This window comes from Mycobacterium sp. NGS39, assembly GCF_059812765.1.
On the sequence record NZ_JCALDH010000003.1, the window covers coordinates 307,934 to 333,087 of the forward strand.

The following is a 25,154-nucleotide window of genomic DNA, read 5'->3' on the forward strand; positions in this document are numbered from 1 at the left end:
GATTTTTCGGCGGTTTTTTCGCCGTGAGCTCACGTTCGGCGAGCCGCCGCGCCCGGCGCTAGTGCCTGCGCGACGGCGGCCACGGCGGCTCACCGCACAGCGCCAGCAGTGCATTCTCGATCACCTCGGGCAATGCCGGGTGAATCCAGTACTGGCCGCGCGCCATGTCTTGTGCGGGCAGACCGAAACTCATCGCCTGCACCACCGGCTGGATCAATGACGATGCCTGGTAACCCATGATGTGCGCGCCGAGAATCAGGCCGGTGTCGTTGTCGACGATCAGCTTCGCGAACCCGGTGGTGTCCTCCATCGCCCAGCCGTAGGCGACGTCGCTGTAGTCCTGCACCTTGACCCTGATGCGGTAACCGGCTGCCCTGGCCTGGTTTTCGGTGAGCCCGACGCTGGCGATCTGCGGGTCGGTGAACACCGCGGACGGCACGTAGCGGTGGTCGGAGGCCACCATCGCATCGGTGTCGTCCCAGTCCTGCAGCAGGTTGTGCCGCACCACCCGCGCTTCGTGGTTCGCGACGTGCTTGAGCTGATACGCGGAGCTGACGTCGCCGAGCGCGAAAATGCCGCGGGCCGTAGTGCGTTGATATTCGTCGACCACCACGCGCCCGCCCGGCTGCACCTCGACGCCGGCCTGCTCGGCGTCCAGCAGGTCGCCGTTGGGTACGCGGCCGGTGGCCACCAGCAGCGCGTCCGCGCGGATGGTCGACCCCTCGTCGCACGTCAGCACCACTTCGCCGCCGTCTTGGCGGGCGTCCACGATCTCGCGGCGCGCGTGGATCTCCCACTTCTTGGCGGCGATGTCGGTGAACCGCATCATGATCGTGTCGTCGTGGCCGCGCAGCAGCGTGCTGCCACGGATCACCAGCGAGACATGGGTGCCCAACGACGAGAAGATGTGCGCGAACTCGGTGGCGACGTATCCGCCGCCGAGGATCACCAGATGCCGCGGAAGCTCGGGGATCCGCATGATCGTGTCGCTGGTGTAGTACGTCACGCCGCGGTCGGCCACCGCCTGGGGAACCACGACGCGTGAGCCGGCGGCGATCACCACCTTGTCGGCGGTGAACTCCTCGCCGCCGTCGACGCGCAGCGTGTGCCGGCCGTTGCGGCTGGGGCCGAACCGGGTGTGCCGGTCGAAGACGGTGACGTTGGGTGACGCTCGCCGATAGTTCTCACCGCCCACGGACAGTGGGTCGATGCGACCGAAGATCCGGGACACGATGTCGGGCCAGCGGACCGCGTCGACGCGTGCGTCGACACCGAAACGTGTTGAGTTGCGCGCGCTTTCGGCGATTTCGGCGGTGTAGACGAACATCTTGGTCGGGATGCAGCCCACGTTGAGGCACGTGCCGCCGAAGATGTTCTGCTCGCAGATCGCGACGCTGAAGTCGTCGTAGCGTTCGTCGAGAATCGTGTTGCCCGAGCCGGTTCCGATGATGGCCAGGTCGAAATGCGTCATGAGCTCCGCCTCGCATCGCTTCGTTCGGGCGACACCGCCGCCGTGTACCAGTCCAGCCAGGCCGCCAGCTCGCGGTAGGCCTGCTCACGCGCGTACGGCAGCGACAAGAACACGTCGTGCTTCGCGTCGGCTACCGGCACCACATTGGTCCGGTTGCCCACGCACCCTGCCCACCGCGCGATCTGCGACACGTCCAGCACCGCGTCACCGCGCTGCATGGACTGCGGGTCATTGGTCTCCGGGACGCTGCGGTCCGACCGCAGGATCAGGTTGGGCACCCCGACGTCGAGGCCGCGGTGCAGCTGCGTCTGCCCGCGACGCACCGCGTTGATCCACCCGGCGGTGACGGGAAAACCGCCCAACGGTTTCCACGCCAGGTTGTAGTCGAACTCACCGCCGTAGTCGCGGTGCAGGCTGGTGCCGTAGCCGCCCTCGCCGGCAGCCCGCAGCACCCGCTTGCTGTCGAACCGCGCCGCCGCCCGGATCGCCGCTGAGGTGATTGCGGCGCGCAGTATCGGCGGGCCGTGCAGGTCGAAGAACGGGCTGTTGAGCACCAGACCGCCGACGCCCAGCCTCGCGATCTCGGCGCGCTGACGCAGCCGGTCCAGCCACAGCGTGACGACCAGCCCGCCGGCCGAGTGGCCGTAGACGAGGATGCGGGCACCGGCCGTCTCGCGTGCGATCACCGCGGCAGCACGCTCGAGTTCTACGTCGTACCGCGACAGGTCGGTGGTGAAGTGCGGGGTCTGCCCGGCGCGCCAGGACCGCCCGCACTTGCGCAAGTCGATGGCATAGAACGCGAAGCCCGCGGCGGCGAACCGGTCAGCCAGCTCGGTGTGGAAGAAATAGTCGGTGTAGCCGTGCACCGCGAGCACGGCGTGCGTCGCCGGCGCCGGGCCGCCGCGGCGGATCAGCGTGGCCACGACCTCGCCCTCGCCGTCGGGGTCGGCGCCCAGTGGCAACGTGCTCTGCCAGCATCCGTTCAGGACGTCAGGCTCCCACACAGCCGCCACGCTGCTCACCTTAATCGCCGCGCACCCTGCTGCCTGGTACGACGCCGCGGCGCCGAGTCGATAACCTTGGACGATGCCGTCAGACGCTAGGGCCAGGACAGACGTCGTGCTGGTGGGGGCCGGGATCATGAGCGCCACGCTGGGCACGCTGCTGCGGCTGGTCGAACCGGACTGGTCGATCACCTTGGTGGAACGCCTCGACGGAGCGGCCGCCGAGAGCAGCGACCCCTGGAACAACGCCGGCACCGGCCACTCGGCGCTGTGCGAATTGAACTACACGCCGCAACAGGCCGACGGGTCGATCGACATCACCAAGGCCGTCAACGTCAACGAGCAATTCCAGCTGTCGAGGCAGTTCTGGGCCTACGCCGTGGAAAACGGTGTGCTCAGCGACGTGCGCAGTTTCTTGAACCCAACTCCGCATGCGAGCTGGGTGATGGGCGCCGACCAGGTGGAGTTCATGCGCCGCCGCCGCGAGGCGCTGGTGCACAACCCGCTGTTCGAGGGAATCGAACTGATCGAAGATCCCGACGAGTTCGCCCGCCGGCTGCCGCTGATGGCCGCCGGCCGCACGTTCCGCGAACCGATCGCGCTGAACTGGGCGTGCAACGGCACCGACGTCGACTTCGGCAGCCTGACCAGAAAGCTGATCGCCTACAGCGTCCAGCACGGCACCGAAGCGCTGTTCGGCCACGAGGTGCGCGACCTGTCTCGTGAGTCCGACGGCACCTGGACCGTGGCCGTGCGCAACAACCGCACCGGAGCCAAGCGCAAGATCAACGCCAAGTTCGTGTTCGTCGGCGCCGGCGGTGCCGCGCTGCGGCTGATGCAGAAGTCGAACATCCCGGAGATCAAGGGCTACGGCGGTTTTCCGGTGAGCGGCAAGTTCTTGCGCACCGACAACCCAGAGCTGACCGAGCAACACCGCGCCAAGGTGTACGGCTTCCCGGCGGTCGGTGCGCCGCCGATGTCGGCGCCGCACCTGGACGCCCGGATCATCAGCGGCAAGTCGTGGCTGCTGTTCGGGCCGTTCGCGGGGTGGTCGCCGAAGTTCCTCAAGCGCGGCCACGTCACCGACCTGCCGTTCTCGATCAAGCCGGGCAACCTGACGCAGCTGCTCAGCGTCGGCGTGAGCGAGCTGAGTCTGGTGCGGTACCTGGTCGGCCAGCTGCTGCTGTCGGAGGAGGACCGCATCGAGGCGCTGCGCGACTTCGTGCCGTCGGCGAAGTCGTCGGACTGGGAGACCATCGTCGCCGGGCAGCGCGTGCAGGTGATCAAACCGAAGGGTGGCAAACGCGGCGTGCTGGGTTTCGACACCACCGTGATCGCGTCGGCGGACGGCAGCATCGCCGGTCTGCTCGGTGCTTCGCCGGGCGCGTCGACGGCCGTGCACGACATGCTCGAGGTGCTCGAGCAGTGCTTCGAGGACCGGTACCAGTCGTGGTTGCCCAAGCTCAAGGAGATGGTGCCGTCGCTGGGCACCAGGCTGTCCGACGAGCCGCGGCTGCGCGCCGAAGTATGGGAGTGGACCCGAAAGGCGTTGGGTGCATGACGGTCACGCTGCACCGCACCTGGGCCAAGGACCTGGACACCGCGACGCTGTACGAGCTGTTGAAGCTTCGGGTCGAGGTGTTCGTCGTCGAGCAGGCCTGCGCGTACCCGGAGCTCGACGGTCGCGACCTTCTGCCCGAAACCCGCCACTTCTGGCTCGAAGGCGCACGCGGTGAGGTGATCTGCACGCTGCGGCTGCTGGAGGAACACACCGGAGGGCACAAGGCTTTTCGGATCGGCCGGCTGTGTACCCGCAGGGAAGCGCGCGGCCACGGTCACACCACCCGCGTGCTGCAGGCCGCGCTCGCCGATGTCGGCGACTTTCCGTGCCGCATCGACGCGCAGACCTACCTCGAAGAGATGTACGCCCAGCACGGATTCGTCCGGGACGGAGACGAATTCGTCGAGGACGGCATTCCGCACGTGCCGATGGTTCGGCCAGGCGCGCGTGGTGTCGCGTCGTGATCTACCCGTTCAGCGCGATTGTCGGCCAGGATCTGCTGCGGTTGGCGCTGGTGCTGTGCGCGGTGCGCCCCGAGATCGGTGGGGTGCTGATCCGCGGTGAGAAGGGCACCGCGAAATCGACTGCGGTGCGCGGGCTCTCGACGGTGCTCGCCGAGGCAGGCTTTGGGTGTCTCGTCGAGCTGCCGATCGGCGCCACCGAAGATCGGGTGATCGGGTCACTGGATCTGCAGCGGGTCCTGCGCGACGGCGAGCACGCCTTCACGCCGGGGCTCTTGGCCCGGGCGCACGGCGGTGTGTTGTACGTCGACGAGGTGAACCTGCTGCCGGACCATCTCGTGGACGTGCTGCTGGACGCTGCGGCGATGGGCCGCGTGCACATCGAGCGCGACGGCGTGTCGTACACCCACGAGGCGAAGTTCATGCTCGTCGGCACCATGAACCCGGAGGAGGGCGAGCTCCGCCCGCAGCTGCTGGACCGCTTCGGCTTGACCGTCGATGTGCGCGCTTCCCGCGACGTCGACGAGCGCGCCGAAGTGATCCGCCAGCGCATGGCGTTCGAGGCGGACCCGGCTGGCTTCGGCCGCCGCTACGCCGAGCAGGACGCGGCGTTGGCACGCCGGATTGCCAAGGCACGCAAGGCGGTTGGCGATGTCGTGCTGCCGGAACGCGAACTGCGGCGGATCGCGGCGCTGTGCGCGGCGTTCGGCGTCGACGGGATGCGCGCAGACCTGGTGGTGGCGCGCACCGCGGTGGCGCACGCCGCCTGGCGCGGCGCCGACGCCGTGGAGGAGCAGGACATTCGGGTGGCCGCGCAGCTGGCGCTGCCGCACCGGCGCCGCCGCGACCCGTTCGACGAGCCGGATCTGGACCCGCAGGCGCTCGACGAGGCGCTGGCTCAGGCGGACGACGAACCCGATCCTGAACCAGACCCGCCTGGCGGTGGAGTAACGAATAACGGAGAGCCACAAGCTGATTCGCATGCTGGGCCATCGCAACCGCGGTCCAGCGCCCCGCCGATCCCGCCGTTTCGCACCCGGCTGCTGACGGTGCCGGGCCTCGGCGACGGTGCGCCCGGGCGCCGGTCGCGCGCCCGCAATAGTTCCGGCGCGGTGATGTCGGCTCATCCGCGTGACGGTTTCGGCATCCACCTTTTCGGCACAGTGCTCTCGGCCGCACGCCGCACGCATCGGCCGGGGCCGCCACGGGTGCATCCTGACGACCTGCACCGCGCGATCCGCGAAGGGCGCGAGGCCAACCTGGTGATTTTTCTCGTCGACGCGTCCGGTTCGATGGCCGCACGCGACCGGATGTCCGCGGTCAGCGGCGCCACGCTGTCGCTGCTGCGCGACGCCTACCAGCGCCGCGACAAGGTCGCCGTGATCACGTTCCGCGGCAACGGCGCAGACGTGCTGCTGCCACCGACGTCTTCGGTGCACATCGCGTCGCGGCGGCTCACCCGCTTCGCCACCGGCGGGAGAACGCCGCTGGCGCAAGGACTTCTGGCCGCGCGTGCGATGGTCGCCAGAGAGCGGGTGCGCGACCCGGCGCGGCGCAGCCTGGTCGTCGTGCTCACCGACGGGCGTGCGACCGGCGGCCCCGACCCGGTCGGCCGGGCCGGTGCGGCCGCGGACCTGCTCGTGGCCGAAGGCGCGTCCGCGGTCGTCGTCGACTGCGAAACCTCGTGGGTGCGCTTGGGTTTGGCCGAACAGCTCGCAGCGCGGCTCGGTGCGCCGACGGTGCGGTTGGCACACTTGCGTGCCGAGGCCCTCACCCACGTCGTCCGCGGCGCTGCCTGAGAAGGAGGTCACCATGCCGCAGGGCCGTCCGATCGCGGTACCCGACGACGGGCTGACCACCCGGGCTCGCCGTCAGGCCCCACTGCTTGCGGTGCACACCGGCGACGGAAAGGGCAAGTCGACCGCGGCCTTCGGCATGGCGCTGCGCGCTTGGAACGCGGGGCTTTCGGTGGCGGTGTTCCAGTTCGTCAAGAGCGCAAAGTGGAAAGTCGGGGAGGAGAACGTGTTCGGCGAGCTGGGCCGGCTCCACGACGAGCGCGGGGTCGGCGCGCCGGTCGAGTGGCACAAGATGGGTGCCGGCTGGTCCTGGGCCCGCAAACACGGCAGCCCCGACGACCACGCGGCCGCGGCCGCGGACGGTTGGGCCGAAATCGCGCGCCGGCTGTCCGAACAGCGCCACGACTTCTATCTGCTCGACGAATTCACCTATCCGCTGAAGTGGGGGTGGGTCGACGTCGACGACGTGGTCGCCACCCTCGCCGGCCGCCCCGGCACGCAGCATGTAGTGATCACCGGCCGTGGCGCGCCCGCAGCGTTGCTCGACGCCGCCGACCTGGTGACCGAGATGACCAAGGTCAAGCACCCCATGGATGCCGGCCGCAAAGGCCAGAAAGGCATCGAGTGGTGACGGCCACCCTTCCCGCGAGCGTGCGTGTCTGCTCATCTTTTGACGGCGTGTCCCGTACCTCGGCGCACGCTCGCGCTGGGCGGTGAGTGACCCGATGACCCCAGCCGTCGTCGTCGCCGCGCCCGCATCGGGAAGCGGAAAGACCACTGTCGCAACCGGTTTGATCGGTGCGCTCCGTCGCGCCGGCCACGCCGTCGCTCCATTCAAAGTCGGCCCCGACTACATCGACCCCGGCTACCACACGCTCGCCGCCGGCAGACCCGGCCGCAACCTCGACCCCGTGCTATGCGGCGAGCAGCTCATCGGGCCGCTGTACCGGCACGGCACCGCGGGTGCCGACATCGCGGTGGTGGAGGGCGTGATGGGGCTGTTCGACGGACGCCTCGACGGCGCGCTCGTCGCAACGGGATCCACGGCCCACGTGGCGAAACTGCTGGGCGCGCCGGTGGTGTTGGTTGTCGACGCCCGTGGCCAGAGCCACAGCATCGCCGCGCTGCTGCATGGGTTTTCGACGTTCGACCCTGCCATCCGGATCGCCGGCGTGATCCTCAACCGCGTCGGCTCGACCCGCCACGAAGAGGTGCTGCGCCAAGCCTGCGGCCACGCCGGTGTCACTGTTCTCGGCGCGATTCCTCGCCACGTCGACTTAGCAGTTCCCTCAAGGCATCTCGGCCTGGTCACCGCCGCAGAACACGGCACATTGGCCGGGAACGCGGTCGACGCGATGACCGAACTCGTCGGCGCACACGTGGACCTGGATGCGGTAGTCCGGTTGGCCGGCAGCACCGTCACCGCCGCCGCCTGGGAACCGGCGGTCGAGCGCGTCGCCGCAGGGGTCACCGTCGCTATCGCCGCCGGCAAGGCGTTCACGTTCGGCTATGCCGAACACGTCGAACTCCTGCGAGCCGCCGGAGCGGACGTGGTCGGCTTCGACCCGCTCATCGACGCGCTTCCCGCCGACGCGGACGCGCTCGTCATCCCGGGCGGGTTCCCGGAGCAGTTCGGTGCTGAGCTGGCCGCCAATGACGTTGCGCGCCAACAGGTCAATGCGCTGGCTGCTCGCGGCGCCCCAGTCCACGCCGAGTGCGCCGGACTGACCTACCTGATGGCGGAGCTCGACGGGCACCCGATGTGCGGCGCGCTGTCCGGCTCGGCGCGCTTCACCGACCATCTGACCCTTGGTTACCGAGACGCGGTCGCCGTCGCGGACTCGTCCCTGCACGCCGCCGGGCACCGTGTCACAGGCCACGAATTCCACCGCACCACAGTGGAATTCGCCGACGCATACCAGCCGGCATGGGTATACCGGGGCCGCAACGGCCCGGTCCGCGACGGCGCAGTGCACCGCGGCGTCCACGCCTCCTACCTGCACACCCACCCGGCGGCCGCACCACAGTCGGTGGCGCGCTTCGTCGCTGCGGCCGCGAGCTCTAGGGTCAACCGGTGACCGAGAACCCGTACCTGGTCGGGCTGCGGCTGGCCGGCAGGAAGGTCGTGGTCGTCGGCGGCGGCAGCGTCGCGCAACGGCGCCTGCCGCTGCTGATCGCCAGCGGGGCCGACGTGCACGTCGTCACCCGGTCCGCCACCCCGGCGGTCGAAGCCATGACCGGAATCACATTGCAGCTCAGAAAGTATCGCGAGGGCGACCTCGCCGACGCCTGGTACGCGATCGCCGCCACCGACGACCCCGATGTCAACGCGGCTGTCGTCGCCGAAGCCGAATCGCGACACATCTTCTGCGTCCGCGCCGACATCGCCCGCGAGGGCACCGCCGTCACACCCGCGTCGTTCGAGTACGAAGGCTTGGAGGTCGGGGTGCTGGCCGGCGGCGAGCACCGGCGCTCCGCGGCGATCCGGTCGGCGATCCGCGAAGCCCTACAGCGCGGTGTCATCACCACGGAGACGCCTGACGTGGTGCACACCGGCGTCGCGCTCGTGGGCGGGGGTCCCGGTGATCCCGAGCTGATCACCGTGCGGGGCCGGCGCTTGCTGGCGCACGCGGACGTGGTGGTCGCCGACAGGCTGGCGCCTGCCGAGTTGCTCGCGGAGCTGCCGCCGCACGTCGAAGTGATCGACGCCGCGAAGATTCCGTACGGCCGCGCGATGGCTCAAGACGCGATCAACGACGTGATGATCGAGCGGGCCAAGGCGGGTCAGTTCGTCGTGCGCCTCAAAGGCGGCGACCCGTTCGTGTTCGCCCGCGGCTACGAAGAAGTGCTGGCCTGCGTCGACGCGGGCGTGCCGGTCACTGTGGTGCCCGGTGTCACCAGCGCAATCGCGGTCCCGGCCCTGGCCGGTGTGCCGGTCACGCACCGCTCCGTGACGCACGAGTTCGTGGTGGTCAGCGGTCACGTCGCACCGGACGACCCGGATTCGTTAGTCAATTGGAATGCGCTGGCCGCGATGTCGGGCACGATCGTGCTGATGATGGCGGTCGAGCGGATCGAGCTCTTCGCCGACGCGCTGCTCAAAGGTGGCCGACCTGCGCAAACCCCGGTGCTCGTGGTGCAGCAGGGCACCACTGCGGCGCAGCGGACCGTCCGGGCGACGCTTGCTGACGCGCCGAAAAAGATTCGGGAAGAAGGCATCCGACCTCCCGCGATCATCGTCATCGGGGCCGTCGCGGGATTCGCGGAATTAAAGAAAAGCTAAGAGTACTGTAAGGTAACTCTCCATGACGGCTCTCAATGACGCGGAGCGGATGTCTCTGGATCGCGCCAATCAGGCCGCCCTCGAGGTGGCCCGGCAGACGAGCTGGTCTCGCCCGGCGTGGTTGCCGTCGCGCCGGTTCATCGCCGCGGTGGTCGCGATCGGCGGCATGCAGCTGCTGGCCACGATGGACAGCACGGTCGCGATCGTCGCGCTGCCCCGGATCCAGGACGAGCTCAATTTGTCCGACGCCGGACGCAGCTGGGTGATCACGGCTTACGTGCTGACGTTCGGCGGTCTGATGCTGCTGGGCGGCCGCCTCGGCGACACCATCGGGCGCAAGCGCACGTTCATCGCCGGCGTCGCGATGTTCACCATCGCTTCGATCCTGTGCGGACTCGCCTGGAACGAGGCCACCATGGTGGTCGCGCGGCTGGCGCAGGGCGTGGGTGCGGCGATCGCGTCGCCCACCGCGCTCGCGCTGATCGCCACCACGTTCCCAAAGGGCCCGGCCCGTAACGCCGCGACCGCCATCTTCGCCGCGATGACCGGCATCGGCTCGGTGATGGGCCTGATAGTCGGCGGCGCGCTCACCGAGGTGTCGTGGCGGCTGGCGTTCCTGGTGAACGTGCCGATCGGGCTGCTGATGCTGTACCTGGCTTATACGACGCTGACCGAGACGCACCGCGAGCCGATGAAGCTCGACGCCACCGGCGCGCTTCTGGCCACGCTGGGCTGCACGGCGGCGGTGTTCGGCTTCTCGATGGGGCCGGAGGCCGGGTGGCTGTCCCCGCTGACCGTTGGCTCCGGCATCGCGGCGGTGGTGTTCCTCGGGGCTTTTGCGCTGGTGGAGCGCACCGCCGACAGCCCGCTGGTGCCGTTCGACCTGTTCCGCGATCGCAACCGCCTGGCGACGTTCGCCGCGATCTTCCTGGCCGGTGGCGTGATGTTCACGCTGACCGTGCTGATCGGCCTGTACGTGCAAGACATCATGGGCTACAGCGCGCTTCGCGCCGGCGTCGGCTTCATCCCGTTCGTCATCGCCCTTGGCATCGGTCTGGGCGTGTCGTCGCAGCTGGTGTCGCAGTTTCCGCCACGGGTGCTGGTGATCGCCGGCGGCGTGCTGGTGCTCGGCGCCATGCTCTACGGGTCGACGCTCAACCGCGGCATTCCGTACTTCCCCAACCTCGTCTTGCCGATCGCCGTCGGGGGCGTGGGCATCGGCATGATCGTGGTGCCGCTGACGGTGTCGGCGATCGCTGGCGTCGGCTTCGACCGGATCGGGCCGGTGTCGGCGATCGCGTTGATGCTGCAAAACCTCGGCGGCCCGGTGATCCTGGCGATCATCCAGGCCGTAATCACCTCGCGCACGCTGTACCTGGGCGGCACAACGGGCCCGGTGAAGAACATGAATGCCGCCCAGTTGCACGCGCTCGACCACGGCTACACCTACGGGCTGCTGTGGGTGGCGGGCGTGGCCGTGATCGTCGGCGGCGCCGCGCTGCTGATCGGCTACACCTCCGAAGAGGTGGCGCATGCGCAGGAAGTCAAGGACGCGCTGGACGCCGGAGAGCTGTAGAGCTCGACATTGGACGCCGGAGAGCTGTAAAGCGCGACAGCGCGTCTCGGCGCGCCAACAGGGCCCTCGGTAGGGTAGGCAGCCATGTTTGCGGCGCGGCGGACCCAGCGTTCGTCGCCGCTCGCCGCCAGCGTCATCGGGATCGCGATCATCGCGATCACCGGCATGCAACTGATGTCGACACTCGACGGCACCATCGTCGTGGTGGCGCTGCCCCGCATGCAGGCCGACCTGGCGTTATCCGACGCCGCTAAAAGCTGGGTCATCACCGCGTATGTGCTGACGTTCGGGGGCCTGCTGCTGTTGGGCGGGCGCGTCGGCGACGCGGTCGGTCACAAGCGCGCATTCGTCGGCGGAGTCGCGGTGTTCACCGTGGCGTCGCTGATCTGCGGGCTGGCGTTCGACCCGGCGATGTTGATCGTCGCCCGTGCCGTGCAGGGCATGGGGGCAGCCGTCGCCGCACCCACCGGGCTGGCGCTGATCGCGTCGACGTACGCCGCCGGTCAGGCGCGCAATCAGGCGATGGCGGTGTCGGCGGCGATGATGGGCCTCGGCTCGGTGCTCGGCCTCGTCCTCGGCGGCGCGTTCACGGTGATCTCGTGGCGGCTGGCTTTCCTGATCAATCTGCCGATCGGCATTGTGATCATTGCGATTGCGCTCACCCGGCTGCTTGAGACACATCGCGAACGGCTCCGGCTCGACGCGGCCGGGGCGGCGCTGGCCACGCTGGCGTGCACGACGGCGGTGCTGATCTTCACCCAAGGGCCGCCGCTGGGCTGGATCAACCCGTGGATCTTCGGCGCGGCGATCGCCACTGTGCTGTTGTTCGGCGGCTTCCTGGTGGTCGAACGCACCGCCGAGCACCCGATCGTGCCGCTCTCGCTGTTCGCCGACCGCAACCGGGTGATGACGTTCGTGTCGCTGTTTCTGGCCGGCGGCGTCCTGTTGACGCTGACAGTGATGATCGGGCTGTACGTCCAGGACGTGATGGGCTACTCGGCATTGCGCGCGGGAACGTCGTTCATCCCGTTCGCCGTTGCGCTCGGGCTCGGCAACGTGGCAGCGGCCCGGGTGGCTCCGCTGATCGCCCCGCGCTGGCTGATCATCGGCGGCGGATCGTTTGTCCTCGGCGCCATGCTGTACGGCTCGACGCTGAACCGCACCATCCCGTACTTCCCGGATCTCTTTGTGCCGATCATTGTCGGCGGCTTCGGCATCGGCGTGATCTCGGTGGTGCTGCCGCTGTGCGCGCTGGCCGACGTGGGCCCGCGAGAGATCGGCCCGGTGTCGGCGATCACGCTGATGGTGCAAAATCTCGGCGGTCCGCTGGTGCTGGTCGTCATCCAGGCCGTGCAGACGTCGCGCACGTTGTATCTGGGCGGCACCACCGGGGCCGTGCGCAACATGACGCCGGCGCAGCTCGACGCGCTCGACCGCGGCTACACCTACTCGCTGCTGTGGGTCGCCGCGGTCGCGGTATTGGTGGGCGTCACCGCGTTCTTCATCGGGTTCTCCGCCAGGCAGATCGCGGCCGCGCAGCATACCCGTGAAGCAGTAGAGGCCGGCGAGCTCTAAGGTTGTCGGCTGTGATCACCCGCATGTCCGAGTTGTTCTTGCGCACACTGCGCGAGAACCCCGCTGATGCCGAGGTGCCCAGCCACAAGCTGCTGATCCGCGGGGGCTACGTCCGGCCCGCCGGGCCTGGCCTGTACACCTGGCTGCCGGTCGGACTGCGGGTGCTGCGCAAGATCGAGCGCATAGTCCGCGAAGAGATGAATGCCATTGGCGGGCAAGAGATTTTGTTCCCCGCGCTGCTGCCGCGTGCGCCGTACGAGACGACGAATCGCTGGACAGAGTACGGCGACAGCGTGTTTCGGCTGAAGGACCGCCGTGGCAACGACTACTTGCTGGGCCCCACGCACGAGGAGTTGTTCACGCTCACCGTGAAAGGGGAGTACAGCTCTTACAAGGACTTCCCACTACTGCTCTACCAGATCCAGACGAAATACCGCGACGAGGCGCGGCCCCGCGCGGGGATCCTGCGGGTGCGCGAGTTCGTGATGAAGGACTCGTACTCGTTCGACGTCGACGAGGCGGGGCTCAAGGCCCAGTACCACGCGCATCGCGAAGCGTACCAACGGATCTTCGACCGGTTGGGTGTGCGCTACGTGATCGTCTCCGCGGTGTCCGGGGCCATGGGCGGCAGCGCGTCCGAGGAGTTCCTGGCCGAAAGTCCGGTCGGCGAAGACACTTTCGTGCGCTGCGTGGAGTCCGGCTATGCGGCCAATGTCGAGGCGGTCACCACACCGGCACCGGATCCACTGCCGTACGAGGACCTGCCCGAGCCGGTGGTGCACGACACCGGTGACACGCCGACCATCGCCACGCTGGTCGACTGGGCCAACTCGGCGTTGGACCGTGCGGTGAGCGCCGCGGACACGCTGAAGAACGTGCTGCTCAAGGTCCGCCAGCCTGGCGGCGACTGGGAATTGTTGGGAATCGGCATCCCCGGCGACCGCGAGATCGACGACAAGCGGTTGGGCGCGGCGTTGGAGCCGGCCGAGTACGCGATGCTCGACGATGCGGACTTCGCCAAGTACCCGTTCTTGGTGAAGGGCTATATCGGTCCGAAAGGCTTGCAGCAGAACGGTGTTCGCTATCTCGTCGACCCCCGCGTTGTCGACGGCACCAGCTGGATCACCGGAGCCGACGCACCCGGCAAGCACGTCGTCGGGCTGGTCGCCGGACGAGATTTCGTGCCCGACGGCACCATCGAGGCCGCCGAGGTACGCGACGGCGACATGTCGCCGGACGGCGCGGGCCCGTTGGTGTCGGCGCGCGGCATCGAGATCGGCCACATCTTCCAACTGGGGCGCAAATACACCGACGCATTTTCGGCCGATGTGCTCGGCGAGGACGGCAAACCGGTGCGGCTCACCATGGGCTCCTACGGGATCGGGGTGTCGCGGCTCGTCGCCGTGATCGCCGAGCAGCACCACGACGAGCTCGGGCTGCGGTGGCCGTCATCGGTGTCGCCGTTCGACGTGCACCTGGTGATCGCCAACAAGGACCCGGCGGCCCGCGACGGCGCAATCGAGCTGGCCCGCGAATTGGACCGCTTGGGCGTCGACGTGTTGCTCGACGACCGCGGCGCGTCACCGGGCGTCAAGTTCAAAGACGCCGAGCTGCTGGGGGTGCCGTGGATTGTGGTGGTCGGCCGGGGATGGGCCGGTGGCATGGTCGAGCTGCGCAACCGGTTCAGCGGCGAAACACGCGAGGTGCCAGTCGACGCTGCGGCGACCGAGATCGTCGACGCGATCTCGGGCTGAGTCTTATTCGGTGCCGCCGGGGAACGGCACGGTGAGCGGCCAGGCACCCACCACCTGTCGCCAATGTGCGGCGCGCACAGCGCATTGGGTCAGTGCCGTGATCGCGAAAGCGCGGTCCTCGGACGACTTCGCATGTTCGAGCACCGCTCGCCATGCCACCGCGTCGTCGGATTCCATCCGAAGGGCGAGGTTCGCCGCGTCCTTCCAGTTCTTGACTGCGATCGGCAGTTGATAGCCGACGGCGGCCACCGGTGCGGCCACGGATCGCGACGCGAGCATCTCGATGGCCGCCTCCCGCCGGGCGCGGTGTTCGGCCAGGGAATCCGACACCAGCTCGTTCATGTCCGGCATCGAATGGGCCGACACGAAGCCGTAGCCATAGATCGTCGCGTGCTCGGCCGCGATCGCGTCGGCGACGGCTTTGTCGTCGGGGGAGTCCGGCTTGTTGGTCGGGGTGGGGTGGGGCGTGGTCATTGCGCTGGCTCCTTCAGTGCCAGCGGCACGGCCAGCGATGCGGCGCACGCGGCCGCGATCGAGCCCACCAGGCCGGACCGGTAGCCGGACAGATCAGCGGCGAGTTTTGTTGCGCTGTCGGCGGATTCGCGGAGAGCTGCGATCACGTCGTCGCGTGACGGCGGCGGCCCGGCAGATGCGGCTGGAGTGGGATTCGGTGGCGACGGCGTCGTCGACGTCTCTTTGGCCACGCGGGCGATCTCTTGGCTCAGCGCCTTGGCGTGTGCGGCGCGTTCGTCGGCGACGACCGTGAGCACCGGGGCGTAGAACGGTCCGGCTGCGGCGGCGGCTGCGCGGGCCATCTGGCTGTCGCGTTGGGCAAGGCCGAGTTGAGATTCCAGTGGGTCGGGCTGGGGCGGCTCAGGCGCGCCGCTGCAGGCGGATGCTGTCGCGCCGAGCGCCGCCAAAGCGGCCGCGCCGATCAGCACGCGTCGCCGACTCAGGTGCGGTGCGGCGCCGGGCATGGCGACATATTGCCATTTCGGCTTGCCAGCACCGGCGAGCGCATGCAGGCAGCGCGTCGAGACCGACCGCGATCGTCGGACCTCGATCGCCGTTTCGAGCCGCGGTTCTGGCGTATCGTTGATGGCTGGCTCCATCTGTTCGGAGCCTGAGCCGGACAACTCAAGATGAGGAGCTCGCCGTGACTGAGCGATCCACCGGGTTGCCGTCGCAGGAACAGGTGATCGAGCTACTCGATAACGAGTTCGCGCGCGCCGGCTACGAGATCGAAGACGTGGTCGTCGACACCAGAACCCGTCCGCCGCGCATCACCGTGATCGCCGACGGCGACGAACCACTGGACCTCGACACCATCGCCGATCTTTCCCGCCGCGCCTCGACTCTGCTCGATGACGTGGACGACGCCGCGACCAGTTACGTCCTCGAGGTCAGCTCGCCGGGCGTCGACCGCCCGCTGACCACGCACAAGCACTTCCGCCGCGCCCGCGGACGCAAGGCCAAGCTCACGCTGGCCGACGGATCGTCGGTCACCGGCCGCATCGGCGAGACCGACGGCGCCGTGCTGCGGCTCGTCGTGCGCGAGAAGGCAGACTGGACTGTGCACGACATCCCGCTTGTCGACATCGCGAAAGCCGTTGTGGAGGTGGAGTTTTCGACGCCGCACCCACGCGAGCTGGCATTGGCCGGGGTGGCCTCATGAACATCGACATGGCCGCGCTGCACGCGATCGAAGTCGACAGGGGCATGTCGGTCGGCGAACTGCTCGAGACCATCAAGTCGGCGCTGCTGACCGCATACCGGCACACCCCCGGTCATCACCCGGACGCGCGGATCGACATCGACCGCAAGACCGGCGAGGTGAAGGTTATCGCCTGGGAAGCCGACGCCGACGGCAACGTCATCACGGAATGGGACGACACCCCCGAGGGATTCGGGCGTGTCGCCGCCACCACCGCTCGCCAGGTGATGCTGCAACGGCTTCGAGACGCCGAGAACGAGAAAACCTACGGCGAGTTCTCTGCCCGGGAGGGCGACGTCGTCGCCGGCGTCATCCAGCGCGACGCGCGGGCCAACGCGCGCGGGCTGGTGGTGGTGCGCATGGGCAGCGAGATCAAGGGCTCCGAGGGTGTCATTCCGGCCGCCGAACAGGTCCCTGGCGAGCGCTACGAACACGGCGACCGGCTGCGCTGCTACGTCGTCGGGGTCAGCCGCGGCGCCCGCGAGCCGGTGATCACACTGTCGCGCACGCACCCGAACCTCGTGCGCAAACTCTTCAGCCTGGAAGTCCCCGAAATCGCCGACGGCTCCGTCGAGATCGTCGCCGTCGCGCGCGAGGCCGGCCACCGCTCCAAGATCGCCGTACGGTCGAAGGTGCCCGGGCTCAACGCGAAGGGGGCCTGCATCGGTCCGATGGGCCAGCGGGTGCGCAACGTGATGAGCGAGCTGTCCGGCGAGAAGATCGACATCATCGACTACGACGAGGATCCCGCGCGGTTCGTCGCCAACGCGCTGTCGCCGGCCAAAGTGGTGTCCGTGTCCGTCGTCGACCCCAACGCGCGCGCCGCGCGTGTTGTCGTGCCTGACTTCCAGCTGTCGCTGGCCATCGGCAAGGAAGGGCAAAACGCCAGGCTGGCGGCCCGGCTCACCGGCTGGCGGATCGACATCCGCAGCGACAACGAGGCCACGCAGGGTCAACCCACGGCGTAGTCAACACTCTGGTGAAACTCCGGCCCGGGTGCCGCTAAACTAGGCCGTGATCCAGCGCGAGACTTCGACTTCCCGACCGGGGCCGGTACGGACCTGCATCGGGTGCCGAAGACGAGAGCTGGCCGCCGAACTACTTCGCGTGGTTGCTGTGTCGATGGGGAATGGCGAGTTCGTCGTGACCGTTGACACCGCAGGTAATCTGCCGGGGCGGGGTGCCTGGCTGCACCCCAACCAGCAGTGCCTTCGCGCAGCGGTCCGACGGCGAGCCTTCGGCCGAGCGCTGCGCATCACCGGTCCACCGGACATATCCGCGGCCGTCGAGCACATCACCACGCTCGAGACCCGGCAACAGAACAGGTAGCGAAGAACATGAGCACACCGTGAAGTCCCGATGACCATGTGTCGTAGCTAAACCCGAGGCGCTGGCCTTTCACAGCCGTCGCCTCGAGAGATGGAGAGGTAGTGGCAGGTAAGGCCCGCGTACACGAGTTGGCGAAGGAACTCGGTGTCACCAGCAAAGAAGTTCTCGCCCGGCTGAGCGAACAAGGCGAATTCGTCAAGTCGGCATCCTCGACCGTGGAAGCGCCGGTCGCCCGGCGGTTGCGGGAGTCGTTCGGCGGCGGCAAAGCAGCTCAAGCTGCCGCCAAGGACGGCAACGGCGCCGCGGCCAAGGCGGTCGCCGACGGCGGTACCGCCGTCAAAGCGGCGCCCGCGAAGGCCGCGCCCACCCCAGCCGCGCCAGCGCCGCCTGCCGTCCCGGCCCCTCCCACCCCGAAGCCGCAGGCGCAACCGTCGGCACCCGCGGCCAGCGCACCGCCGGCCAGCCCGCCGCGTCCGGCGCCCACTCCCGGCGCACCGCGGCCCGGGCCAACCCCCAAGCCGGCCCCGCGCACCCCGCGCGTCGGCAACAACCCGTTCTCGACCGCACAGCCGGTCGATCGGCCGATCCCTCGACCGCAAGCACCTCGCCCCGGCATGCCGCGGCCCGGCCCGCGTCCGGGCGCATCGCCGGGCAACATGCCTCCGCGTCCCGGCGGCGGCGTTCCCGGCCGCGCGCCGCGGCCCGGCGCGCCCCGGCCCGGCACCGGCGGACGCCCCGGCGCGCCGAGCGGCGGGCGGCCCGGTGGTGGTGGTAACTACCGCGGCGGTGCACCCGGCGGCGCACCCGCGGGCGGTGGCTTCCGCGGCCGTCCCGGTGGCGGCGGTCGGCCTGGTCAGCGCGGCGGAGCAGCCGGCGCGTTCGGCCGTCCCGGCGGCGCGCCCAAGCGCGGTCGCAAGAGCAAGCGGGCGAAACGTGCCGAATACGAAAACATGCAGGCCCCGGTTGTCGGTGGCGTGCGGTTGCCCAAGGGCAACGGCGAAACCATCCGGCTGGCCCGCGGCGCGTCGCTGAGTGACTTCGCCGAGAAGATCGACGCCAACCCGGCGGCGCTGGTTCAGGCGCTGTTCAACCTCGGCGAGATGGTCACTGCAACCCAGTCGGTGGGCGACGAGACGCTCGAGCTGCTGGGCAGCGAGATGAACTACAACGTCCAGGTGGTCAGCCCGGAGGACGAGGACCGCGAACTGCTCGAGTCGTTCGACCTCACCTACGGCGAAGACGAAGGCGGCGAAGAGGACCTGCAGACCCGGCCGCCGGTGGTCACGGTCATGGGCCACGTCGACCACGGCAAAACCCGACTCCTGGACACGATCCGCCAGGCCAACGTCCGCGAAGGCGAGGCGGGTGGCATCACCCAGCACATCGGCGCATATCAGGTATCGGTCAACCTCGACGGCAACGAACGGCTGATCACGTTCATCGACACCCCGGGTCACGAAGCGTTCACCGCGATGCGTGCCCGCGGCGCGAAGGCCACCGACATCGCGGTGCTGGTGGTCGCCGCCGACGACGGCGTGATGCCCCAAACGGTGGAAGCCATCAACCACGCGCAGGCCGCCGACGTGCCGATCGTCGTCGCGGTGAACAAGATCGACAAGGAAGGCGCCGACCCGCAGAAGATCCGCGGTCAGCTCACCGAATACGGGCTCATTCCCGAGGAGTTCGGCGGCGACACCATGTTCGTCGACATCTCGGCTAAGCAGGGCACCAACATCGAGCAGCTGCTCGAAGCGGTGCTGCTGACCGCCGACGCCGCGCTGGACCTGCGGGCGAACCCCGACATGGAAGCCCAGGGCGTGGTCATCGAGGCGCACCTGGACCGCGGCCGCGGTCCGGTGGCCACCGTGCTGGTGCAGCGCGGCACGCTGCACATCGGCGACTCGGTGGTGGCCGGCGACGCGTACGGCCGCGTGCGGCGCATGGTCGACGAGCACGGCGAGGACGTCGATCAGGCACTGCCGTCGCGGCCGGTTCAGGTCATCGGCTTCACGTCGGTGCCTGGCGCCGGCGACAACTTCCTCGTCGTCGAGGAGGACCGCATCGCCCGCCAGATCGCCGAGCGCCGCAGTGCCCGCAAGCGCAACGCGATGGCTGCCCGTGCCCGCAAGCGGATCAGCCTCGAGGACCTGGATTCGGCGCTGAAGGAAACCAGCCAGCTGAACCTGATCCTCAAGGGCGACAACGCAGGCACCGTCGAAGCGCTGGAAGAGGCGTTGCTCGGCATCCAGGTGGACGACGAAGTGGAGCTGCGCGTCATCGACCGCGGCGTCGGCGGTGTCACGGAGACCAACGTCAACCTGGCATCGGCGTCGGACGCAATCATCATCGGCTTCAACGTGGGCGCCGAAGGCAAGGCCACGGAGCTGGCCAACCGCGAGGGTGTGGAGATCCGCTACTACTCGGTGATCTACCAGGCCATCGACGACATCGAGAAGGCGCTGCGGGGGCTGCTCAAGCCGGTTTACGAGGAGCGCGAGCTGGGCCGCGCCGAGGTGCGGGCACTGTTCCGCAGCAGCAAGGTCGGCGTGATCGCCGGTTGCCTGGTCACTTCGGGCATCATCCGGCGCAACGCCAAGGCCCGGCTGCTGCGTGACAACGTCGTGGTGGCCGAGAACCTCACGGTGCAGTCACTGCGCCGGGAGAAGGACGACGTCACCGAAGTCCGCGACGGCTACGAGTGCGGTCTGACGATCGGCTACTCCGACCTCAAGGAGGGCGACGTGATCGAGACGTACGAGCTGGTCGAGAAGCAGCGCGGATGAGCCGCTTGCGCGAAGACCAAAAGGCGCGGATCGGCCATGGCTGATCCGGCGCGCGCGCGTCGGCTGGCCAAGCGGATCTCGATGATCGTCGCATCGGCAATCGAATACGAGATAAAAGACCCGCGGCTGGCCGGCGTGACGATCACAGACGCGAAGGTGACCAACGACCTGCACGACGCGACGCTGTACTACACGGTCATGGGGCGCACCCTCGAGGACGATCCCGACTACGCCGGTGCGGCGGCCGCGCTGGAGCGGGCCAAGGGCGTACTGCGCACGAAAGTCGGTGCAGGAACTGGGGTTCGGTTCACTCCGACGCTGACATTCGTGCGCGACACCGTGCCTGACGCGGCCGTTCGGATGGAGGAGCTGCTCGAACGGGCTCGTCAGGCCGACGCCGATCTGGCGAGGGTGAGGCAGGGCGCGAAGCCGGCGGGTGACGCGCAGCCGTACCGTGTGGTAGGAGATAACGGGGGCGGCACAACCGACACGGACGAGCGAGACGACGGTGACCGCGATCGAGACGACTGAAGTATCGAGTACTCGCGTCGACGCGCACGGCGCGGCCGACGCGCTGGCCGGGGTTCGCACAGTCAACATCGTGTGCCACGTACACCCCGATGCGGACAGCGTCGGTGCAGGCTTGGCGCTGGCGCTGGTGCTCGACCGGGAAGGCGTCGACGTGGAGGTCAGCTTCGCGACGCCTCCGGTCCTTCCCGAATCACTGCGAACGCTGCCCGGGTGCGAGTTTCTGGTGCCGCCGGCGGACATGCGCCGCGACGCGGATCTGGTGGTCACGGTCGACGCGCCCAGCCTGCACCGGTTGGGCACGCTGGCCGAGCTGACCGCTTCTGGCAACGCGGTGCTGGTGATCGATCATCACAAGTCGAACGCGATGTTCGGAAACTTGAATTACGTTGATCCGCAAGCGGATTCGACCACCCTGCTGGTCGCCGAGTTGCTCGACGCGTGGGGCAGGCCGATCGACCGCGATGTGGCCACGTGCCTGTATGCCGGGCTGACGACAGACACCGGATCGTTCCGGTGGGCCAGTCCGCGCGCATTGCGGCTGGCGGCCCGGCTCGTCGAAGCCGGCGCGGATAACGCCGCGATATCGCGGGCGCTTCTCGACACGCACCCCTTTGCCTGGCTGCCGATGCTGTCGCGCGTGTTGTCGACGGCGCGGCTGCTGCCGGACGCCGTCGCCGGGCGCGGCCTGGTGTATGTGGTGGTCGACCACGACGAGTGGAAAGCAAGCCGGCCCGAAGAGGTCGAAAGCATCGTCGACATCGTCCGGACCACTCAGCAGGCCGAGGTCGCCGTGGTGTTCAAGGAGATCGAGCCGCAGCACTGGTCGGTGTCGATGCGCGCCAAGTCATTCGATCTGACGCCGGTGGCGGCGCAGTTCGGTGGCGGAGGGCATCAGTTGGCGGCCGGGTACTCGATCGACGGCTCGATCGACGACGTCGTTGCCGCGTTGCTGCACGCTGTCGGCTGACACGTCACGCGCATCTTCGACGATGCAATCTCGCCCGCTCGACTACTCCATGGCGCGAGCCAGTGCGATGTGGCCCGCAAACCCGCAGGATTCGGCGCGCAGGCGATACCGGTCACGGAAATCGCGATAGCGATTCTCTTCGCCACGAGCTTTGGCAAGCATTGCGTTCAACCGCAGTAATGGCAGCTCGTGGTAGACGAACCCGGGTTCCGTCGGCGTCGCCGCCAGGGCGTCGATCGCTTCTTGCGCTTCGTCGAGGTCGCCACCGCGACCCCGATTGAGCAAGGCTTCGACGAGAACGCTGGTGCACCAACCGCGGTTGGTCAGTTCGCCAGATTGAATTTCGTTCTGCAGCACGGCGCGACACAAGCCGACGGCACCGTCGTAGTCGCCGGTACGGATTTTCTCCACTGCGAAATCGATATCGACGCACCACGCGGCAACGATGAGGTTCCGATGTTCGAGCGCTGCTCGACGAGCCCTCTCCAACAGCTGAAAGCCCGACTTGCGGTCGGCGTTCTCGTGGCGCACCGATATCAGCCCGTGGGTGAACTCTGCGTTGGTGAGCGTGAAATCGTCGCCGAATTGCTTGGCAATCTCTAAGGCTTCAGCGGTGTCATGCAGCGCCTGGTCATCGGCTAGCAGCGCTCCGCTCTGCGCCGCAATGTATTTGAACATGACAACGGCGCAGAACGTGAACTTGTCGGTTCTGCGGGCAAGCGCGACGGCGTTGTCGAAGTCCTCGCGCCAACCGGCGATGCCCAACGCACACCGCGCTGACGCACGCATCACGAGTGCGAACGCCAGGGGTGAGCCCACGATCAAGTCGCCCATCGTGGGGTCGCCTCGGGATTCGTCGATTGCACGCTGGCTCAACTCGATGGCCTTGTTCACTTCGCCCACTGCCCACTTGATGATCATCGGCGTCATTAACAGACCGACGGTCAACTCGGAATCACCAATGGAATCAAGCAGTTCGACATGGTAGGAAGCCAAGCGCGAAGCCTCTTTGTACTCGCCGAAGAACTGCATCAAGGTGACGAGTCCGGTCATCCCGATGACCAGGGACCGTTTATCCCCTGCAGCGGTGGCCAATTCGCGTAATTCGTCGAAGCCGGTGTCGTCGAGGCTGCCACTGACCCGCCAGACCGTCGCGCACAACAACGTACGCGGGGCGATGCGCATGCTCATGCGACGGGCATCCTCGGGAGGCAACCGGTCGGCCACCTGACGAGCACGCTCCCAGCTCATCCGCGCACCTAGGATGTCGCGATGGGTGAGGAAGTGTCCGGCCCGCATGTGCCAGTCGAAGGCTGCGTGCAAATCGCCTGCAGCTTCAAGGTGCTCGGCGATCAACGCCGCGTGCTCGTCAGTCGATTCCGGTCTGCGCGCTTGGAGAGCGGCTGCGACCCGCTGGTGCAACTTGGCGCGAGCGGATCTGAGCTGTGATTCATACGCCACTGCCCGGATCAGCGGATGATGGAAGAGATACTCCGGATCATCGGTGAACCCGACTTGATCGATCAGCCGGCCCGCGATCAGGTCGTCGACGGCCGGTTCGACACCCAATGCTCTAACGAGTCCCGAGCTGAATCTGGCGCCGATCACTGAAGCTGCGCTCAACGTGCGTTTGGCCGCCTGATCAAGACGGTCGATGCGAGCGGCGATGGTGGCCTGCAACGTCGGCGGCACAACGACTTCGGCTACCTGTGCTGTCGATTTGTACGCGCCTGGCTTGCCGTGCAGCACACCTCGCTCCGCCAATTCGCGTACGATCTCCTCGGTGAAAAGTGGAGTGCCGCAGGATCTTTCGGCGATCAGCTTGCCCAGCGGCGCCGTCGACGTATCCGGCCCAAGCAACTCGATGATCAACTGAGCCGCGTCCTGATCACTCAGTGGCGCCAGCGTTATGGCTTCAGCGCCACGCGGTTGCGCCAGCGCTCCACAGTACTCAGGGCGGTAGGTGACGATCGTCAGCGAAGGCGTCTGAGCGAACACCTCGAGGACATCGGCAATCATCGACTCACTGACTGCGTCAATCCAATGCGCGTCTTCCACCACGTACACCGCCGGGTTTTTCCGCGCCAACAAGGTGGCTTTCACCAGAGCCGTCAACCGCCGTCGACGTGCATCCGGATCGATCCGATGACGGGGCTCTTCGGCGCCGGCAATCCCCAAGAGGTCCTCGAACAGCAACAGATCGTCTCGGTCCGCGTCACAGAGCAACCGGCGAAGATGATTCCGGGCAGCGTGCGCGTCCAATCCCTCCACTCCGGTTACCGCACGCAGCAATCCTGCGACGGCTTGAAAGGGGATCTGGCTGGTGTGTGACTCGCAGAAGGTTGTGAACACCGCGACACCACGCAGCGCGGCCTTGGCCGAAACCTCCCGCAGCAGACGACTTTTGCCGATACCGGCAGGTCCCACCACGCCGACGACCTCGCCATGTCCGCCGACGGCGCGATCCAACAGGCCCTCGATGACAGACATCTCCTGTCGGCGACCCACGAAGCTCGACTCAGTGCGCCTGATCGGGCGGTCCCGGCGCATGCCGACGAGCCGGTGCGCGGGTATCGACGCGTCAACACCTTTGACGCGAACCAACTCTCGCGGACCGAGAGCCGCGATGTGCTCGACCAGTCGTGCCGTTGATGCGCTGAGCATGACTCCGCCCGCCGGCGCCACCGATTCCATCCGCTGGGCCATCCCCACCTGCTCGCCGACGGTGGTGTAGCCGAACGATCCGGACCCCATCTCACCGGCGATCACCTGCCCGGAGTTCAGTCCGACCCGCAGGAACAACTCCACGCCATCGCGCCTTCGCACGTCGACGGCCAGTTTCTTGGCTTCGTCTTGGATCGCCAGAGCGGCCACGCACGCGCGTACCGCATGATCCTCCAGCGCGACCGGTGCCCCGAACACGGCCATGATCCCGTCGCCGGTGAAACTGTTCACCGTGCCGCCGTAACGCTGCACGACCGCGGCACAACGGCTGGTGAGCTCACCCATGATCTCGCGCAGCCGCTCCGGCCCCACCGCGGCTGCGATATCCATCGAATGGACGACGTCGGCGAACACCACCGTGACTTGCTTGTACTCGGCCGCGTGGGTGGCTGGGGTCAGCCGAGCACCGCACTCGCTGCAGAACTTGGCCGTTGAACTGCAGCGCGCATTGCAAGAACTGCAGATCCGGCCTGCCGGTGCGAGACGACTGTCGCCGTCCCCGCTGGCGCCCACGTCAATATCGTGCATCGCCGGTCAACCGGTGTCTGTCAGATTGCGGTGAAATTCGGCGCCCATTGCGACACGCGGCCGCGGTCGAGAAGTAGGCCCGCTCAAGGGTGGTTCG

General features: G+C 68.0%; 20 protein-coding genes. 15 read left to right on the forward strand and 5 right to left on the reverse strand.

The genetic code is table 11. The annotated features are described in order from the left end of the window. Positions 1-58: 58 nt before the first annotated feature. Complete coding sequence (gene mtr / locus AC5Y39_RS06185; RefSeq protein WP_500016366.1) at positions 59-1,471, reverse strand: mycothione reductase; 1,413 nt, start codon at positions 1,469-1,471, stop codon at positions 59-61. Then, the gene (locus AC5Y39_RS06190; protein WP_500016367.1) at positions 1,468-2,493 is read right to left on the reverse strand and encodes an alpha/beta hydrolase; all 1,026 of its coding nucleotides are present in this window, start codon (positions 2,491-2,493) and stop codon (positions 1,468-1,470) included. The genes mtr and AC5Y39_RS06190 overlap by 4 nt, the downstream gene beginning before the upstream one ends. A 64-nt stretch (positions 2,494-2,557) precedes the next feature. Between AC5Y39_RS06190 and mqo the strand changes: the two genes are divergently transcribed. From mqo to AC5Y39_RS06235, 9 genes are all read left to right on the forward strand, one after another. Beyond that, positions 2,558-4,036: a malate dehydrogenase (quinone) gene (gene mqo, locus AC5Y39_RS06195; RefSeq protein WP_500016368.1), complete on the forward strand. Its 1,479-nt coding sequence runs from the start codon at positions 2,558-2,560 to the stop codon at positions 4,034-4,036. Beyond that, positions 4,033-4,500, forward strand: coding sequence for a GNAT family N-acetyltransferase (locus tag AC5Y39_RS06200; protein ID WP_500016369.1), 468 nt, complete (start codon positions 4,033-4,035; stop codon positions 4,498-4,500). Before mqo ends, AC5Y39_RS06200 begins: the two co-directional genes overlap by 4 nt. Continuing rightward, a complete protein-coding gene (locus tag AC5Y39_RS06205; protein WP_500016370.1) occupies positions 4,497-6,296 on the forward strand; it encodes a magnesium chelatase subunit D family protein in 1,800 nt (599 codons plus the stop codon). The genes AC5Y39_RS06200 and AC5Y39_RS06205 overlap by 4 nt, the downstream gene beginning before the upstream one ends. Before the next feature lie 13 nt (positions 6,297-6,309). Next, complete coding sequence (gene cobO / locus AC5Y39_RS06210; RefSeq protein ID WP_500016371.1) at positions 6,310-6,924, forward strand: cob(I)yrinic acid a,c-diamide adenosyltransferase; 615 nt, start codon at positions 6,310-6,312, stop codon at positions 6,922-6,924. Positions 6,925-7,018: 94 nt separating this feature from the next. Beyond that, the gene (locus AC5Y39_RS06215) at positions 7,019-8,371 is read left to right on the forward strand and encodes a cobyrinic acid a,c-diamide synthase CobB (protein WP_500016372.1); all 1,353 of its coding nucleotides are present in this window, start codon (positions 7,019-7,021) and stop codon (positions 8,369-8,371) included. Then, positions 8,368-9,576, forward strand: a complete 1,209-nt coding sequence (gene cobA / locus AC5Y39_RS06220) for a uroporphyrinogen-III C-methyltransferase (RefSeq protein ID WP_500016373.1) — start codon at positions 8,368-8,370, stop codon at positions 9,574-9,576. Before AC5Y39_RS06215 ends, cobA begins: the two co-directional genes overlap by 4 nt. Before the next feature lie 22 nt (positions 9,577-9,598). Beyond that, entirely contained in the window at positions 9,599-11,152 is a 1,554-nt protein-coding gene (locus AC5Y39_RS06225) for an MFS transporter (protein ID WP_500016374.1), read from the forward strand. An 84-nt stretch (positions 11,153-11,236) separates the two neighbouring features. Next, a complete protein-coding gene (locus AC5Y39_RS06230; RefSeq protein ID WP_500016375.1) occupies positions 11,237-12,727 on the forward strand; it encodes an MFS transporter in 1,491 nt (496 codons plus the stop codon). An 11-nt stretch (positions 12,728-12,738) separates the two neighbouring features. Further along, the gene (locus tag AC5Y39_RS06235; RefSeq protein ID WP_500016376.1) at positions 12,739-14,481 is read left to right on the forward strand and encodes a proline--tRNA ligase; all 1,743 of its coding nucleotides are present in this window, start codon (positions 12,739-12,741) and stop codon (positions 14,479-14,481) included. 3 nt (positions 14,482-14,484) lie between these two features. Here the strand turns inward: AC5Y39_RS06235 and AC5Y39_RS06240 are convergent, their stop codons facing one another. Continuing rightward, positions 14,485-14,955, reverse strand: a complete 471-nt coding sequence (locus AC5Y39_RS06240; protein WP_500016377.1) for a ferritin-like domain-containing protein — start codon at positions 14,953-14,955, stop codon at positions 14,485-14,487. Beyond that, positions 14,952-15,593 carry a hypothetical protein gene (locus AC5Y39_RS06245; RefSeq protein ID WP_500016378.1) on the reverse strand — a complete coding sequence of 214 codons (642 nt, stop codon included), beginning with the start codon at positions 15,591-15,593 and terminating at the stop codon, positions 14,952-14,954. Before AC5Y39_RS06245 ends, AC5Y39_RS06240 begins: the two co-directional genes overlap by 4 nt. Positions 15,594-15,637: 44 nt before the next feature. Between AC5Y39_RS06245 and rimP the strand changes: the two genes are divergently transcribed. From rimP to AC5Y39_RS06275, 6 genes are all read left to right on the forward strand, one after another. Then, a complete protein-coding gene (rimP, locus tag AC5Y39_RS06250) occupies positions 15,638-16,156 on the forward strand; it encodes a ribosome maturation factor RimP (protein WP_500016379.1) in 519 nt (172 codons plus the stop codon). Continuing rightward, entirely contained in the window at positions 16,153-17,163 is a 1,011-nt protein-coding gene (gene nusA, locus AC5Y39_RS06255) for a transcription termination factor NusA (protein ID WP_500016380.1), read from the forward strand. Before rimP ends, nusA begins: the two co-directional genes overlap by 4 nt. Before the next feature lie 148 nt (positions 17,164-17,311). Continuing rightward, complete coding sequence (locus tag AC5Y39_RS06260; RefSeq protein WP_500016381.1) at positions 17,312-17,524, forward strand: YlxR family protein; 213 nt, start codon at positions 17,312-17,314, stop codon at positions 17,522-17,524. A gap of 101 nt (positions 17,525-17,625) precedes the next feature. Beyond that, positions 17,626-20,307, forward strand: coding sequence for a translation initiation factor IF-2 (gene infB / locus AC5Y39_RS06265; RefSeq protein ID WP_500016382.1), 2,682 nt, complete (start codon positions 17,626-17,628; stop codon positions 20,305-20,307). A 36-nt stretch (positions 20,308-20,343) separates the two neighbouring features. Further along, the gene (gene rbfA, locus AC5Y39_RS06270) at positions 20,344-20,838 is read left to right on the forward strand and encodes a 30S ribosome-binding factor RbfA (protein ID WP_500016383.1); all 495 of its coding nucleotides are present in this window, start codon (positions 20,344-20,346) and stop codon (positions 20,836-20,838) included. After that, positions 20,816-21,805 (forward strand): DHH family phosphoesterase, encoded by a 990-nt coding sequence (locus AC5Y39_RS06275; RefSeq protein ID WP_500048191.1) that lies wholly within the window; start codon positions 20,816-20,818, stop codon positions 21,803-21,805. The genes rbfA and AC5Y39_RS06275 overlap by 23 nt, the downstream gene beginning before the upstream one ends. A gap of 42 nt (positions 21,806-21,847) precedes the next feature. On the opposite strand, the gene AC5Y39_RS06280 is transcribed toward AC5Y39_RS06275, so the two are convergent. Next, the gene (locus tag AC5Y39_RS06280; RefSeq protein ID WP_500016385.1) at positions 21,848-25,042 is read right to left on the reverse strand and encodes an adenylate/guanylate cyclase domain-containing protein; all 3,195 of its coding nucleotides are present in this window, start codon (positions 25,040-25,042) and stop codon (positions 21,848-21,850) included. Positions 25,043-25,154 lie beyond the last annotated feature (112 nt).

What these genes read in the sequence shown, in the direction of transcription:
- mtr (WP_500016366.1), bottom strand. Translation starts at nt 1,471, where the DNA reads ATGACGCATTTCGACCTGGCCATCATCGGAACCGGCTCGGGCAACACG.
- mqo (WP_500016368.1), top strand. Translation starts at nt 2,558, where the DNA reads ATGCCGTCAGACGCTAGGGCCAGGACAGACGTCGTGCTGGTGGGGGCC.
- AC5Y39_RS06200 (WP_500016369.1), top strand. Translation starts at nt 4,033, where the DNA reads ATGACGGTCACGCTGCACCGCACCTGGGCCAAGGACCTGGACACCGCG.
- cobO (WP_500016371.1), top strand. Translation starts at nt 6,310, where the DNA reads ATGCCGCAGGGCCGTCCGATCGCGGTACCCGACGACGGGCTGACCACC.
- AC5Y39_RS06215 (WP_500016372.1), top strand. Translation starts at nt 7,019, where the DNA reads ATGACCCCAGCCGTCGTCGTCGCCGCGCCCGCATCGGGAAGCGGAAAG.
- AC5Y39_RS06225 (WP_500016374.1), top strand. Translation starts at nt 9,599, where the DNA reads ATGACGGCTCTCAATGACGCGGAGCGGATGTCTCTGGATCGCGCCAAT.
- AC5Y39_RS06230 (WP_500016375.1), top strand. Translation starts at nt 11,237, where the DNA reads ATGTTTGCGGCGCGGCGGACCCAGCGTTCGTCGCCGCTCGCCGCCAGC.
- AC5Y39_RS06240 (WP_500016377.1), bottom strand. Translation starts at nt 14,955, where the DNA reads ATGACCACGCCCCACCCCACCCCGACCAACAAGCCGGACTCCCCCGAC.
- AC5Y39_RS06245 (WP_500016378.1), bottom strand. Translation starts at nt 15,593, where the DNA reads ATGGAGCCAGCCATCAACGATACGCCAGAACCGCGGCTCGAAACGGCG.
- nusA (WP_500016380.1), top strand. Translation starts at nt 16,153, where the DNA reads ATGAACATCGACATGGCCGCGCTGCACGCGATCGAAGTCGACAGGGGC.
- rbfA (WP_500016383.1), top strand. Translation starts at nt 20,344, where the DNA reads ATGGCTGATCCGGCGCGCGCGCGTCGGCTGGCCAAGCGGATCTCGATG.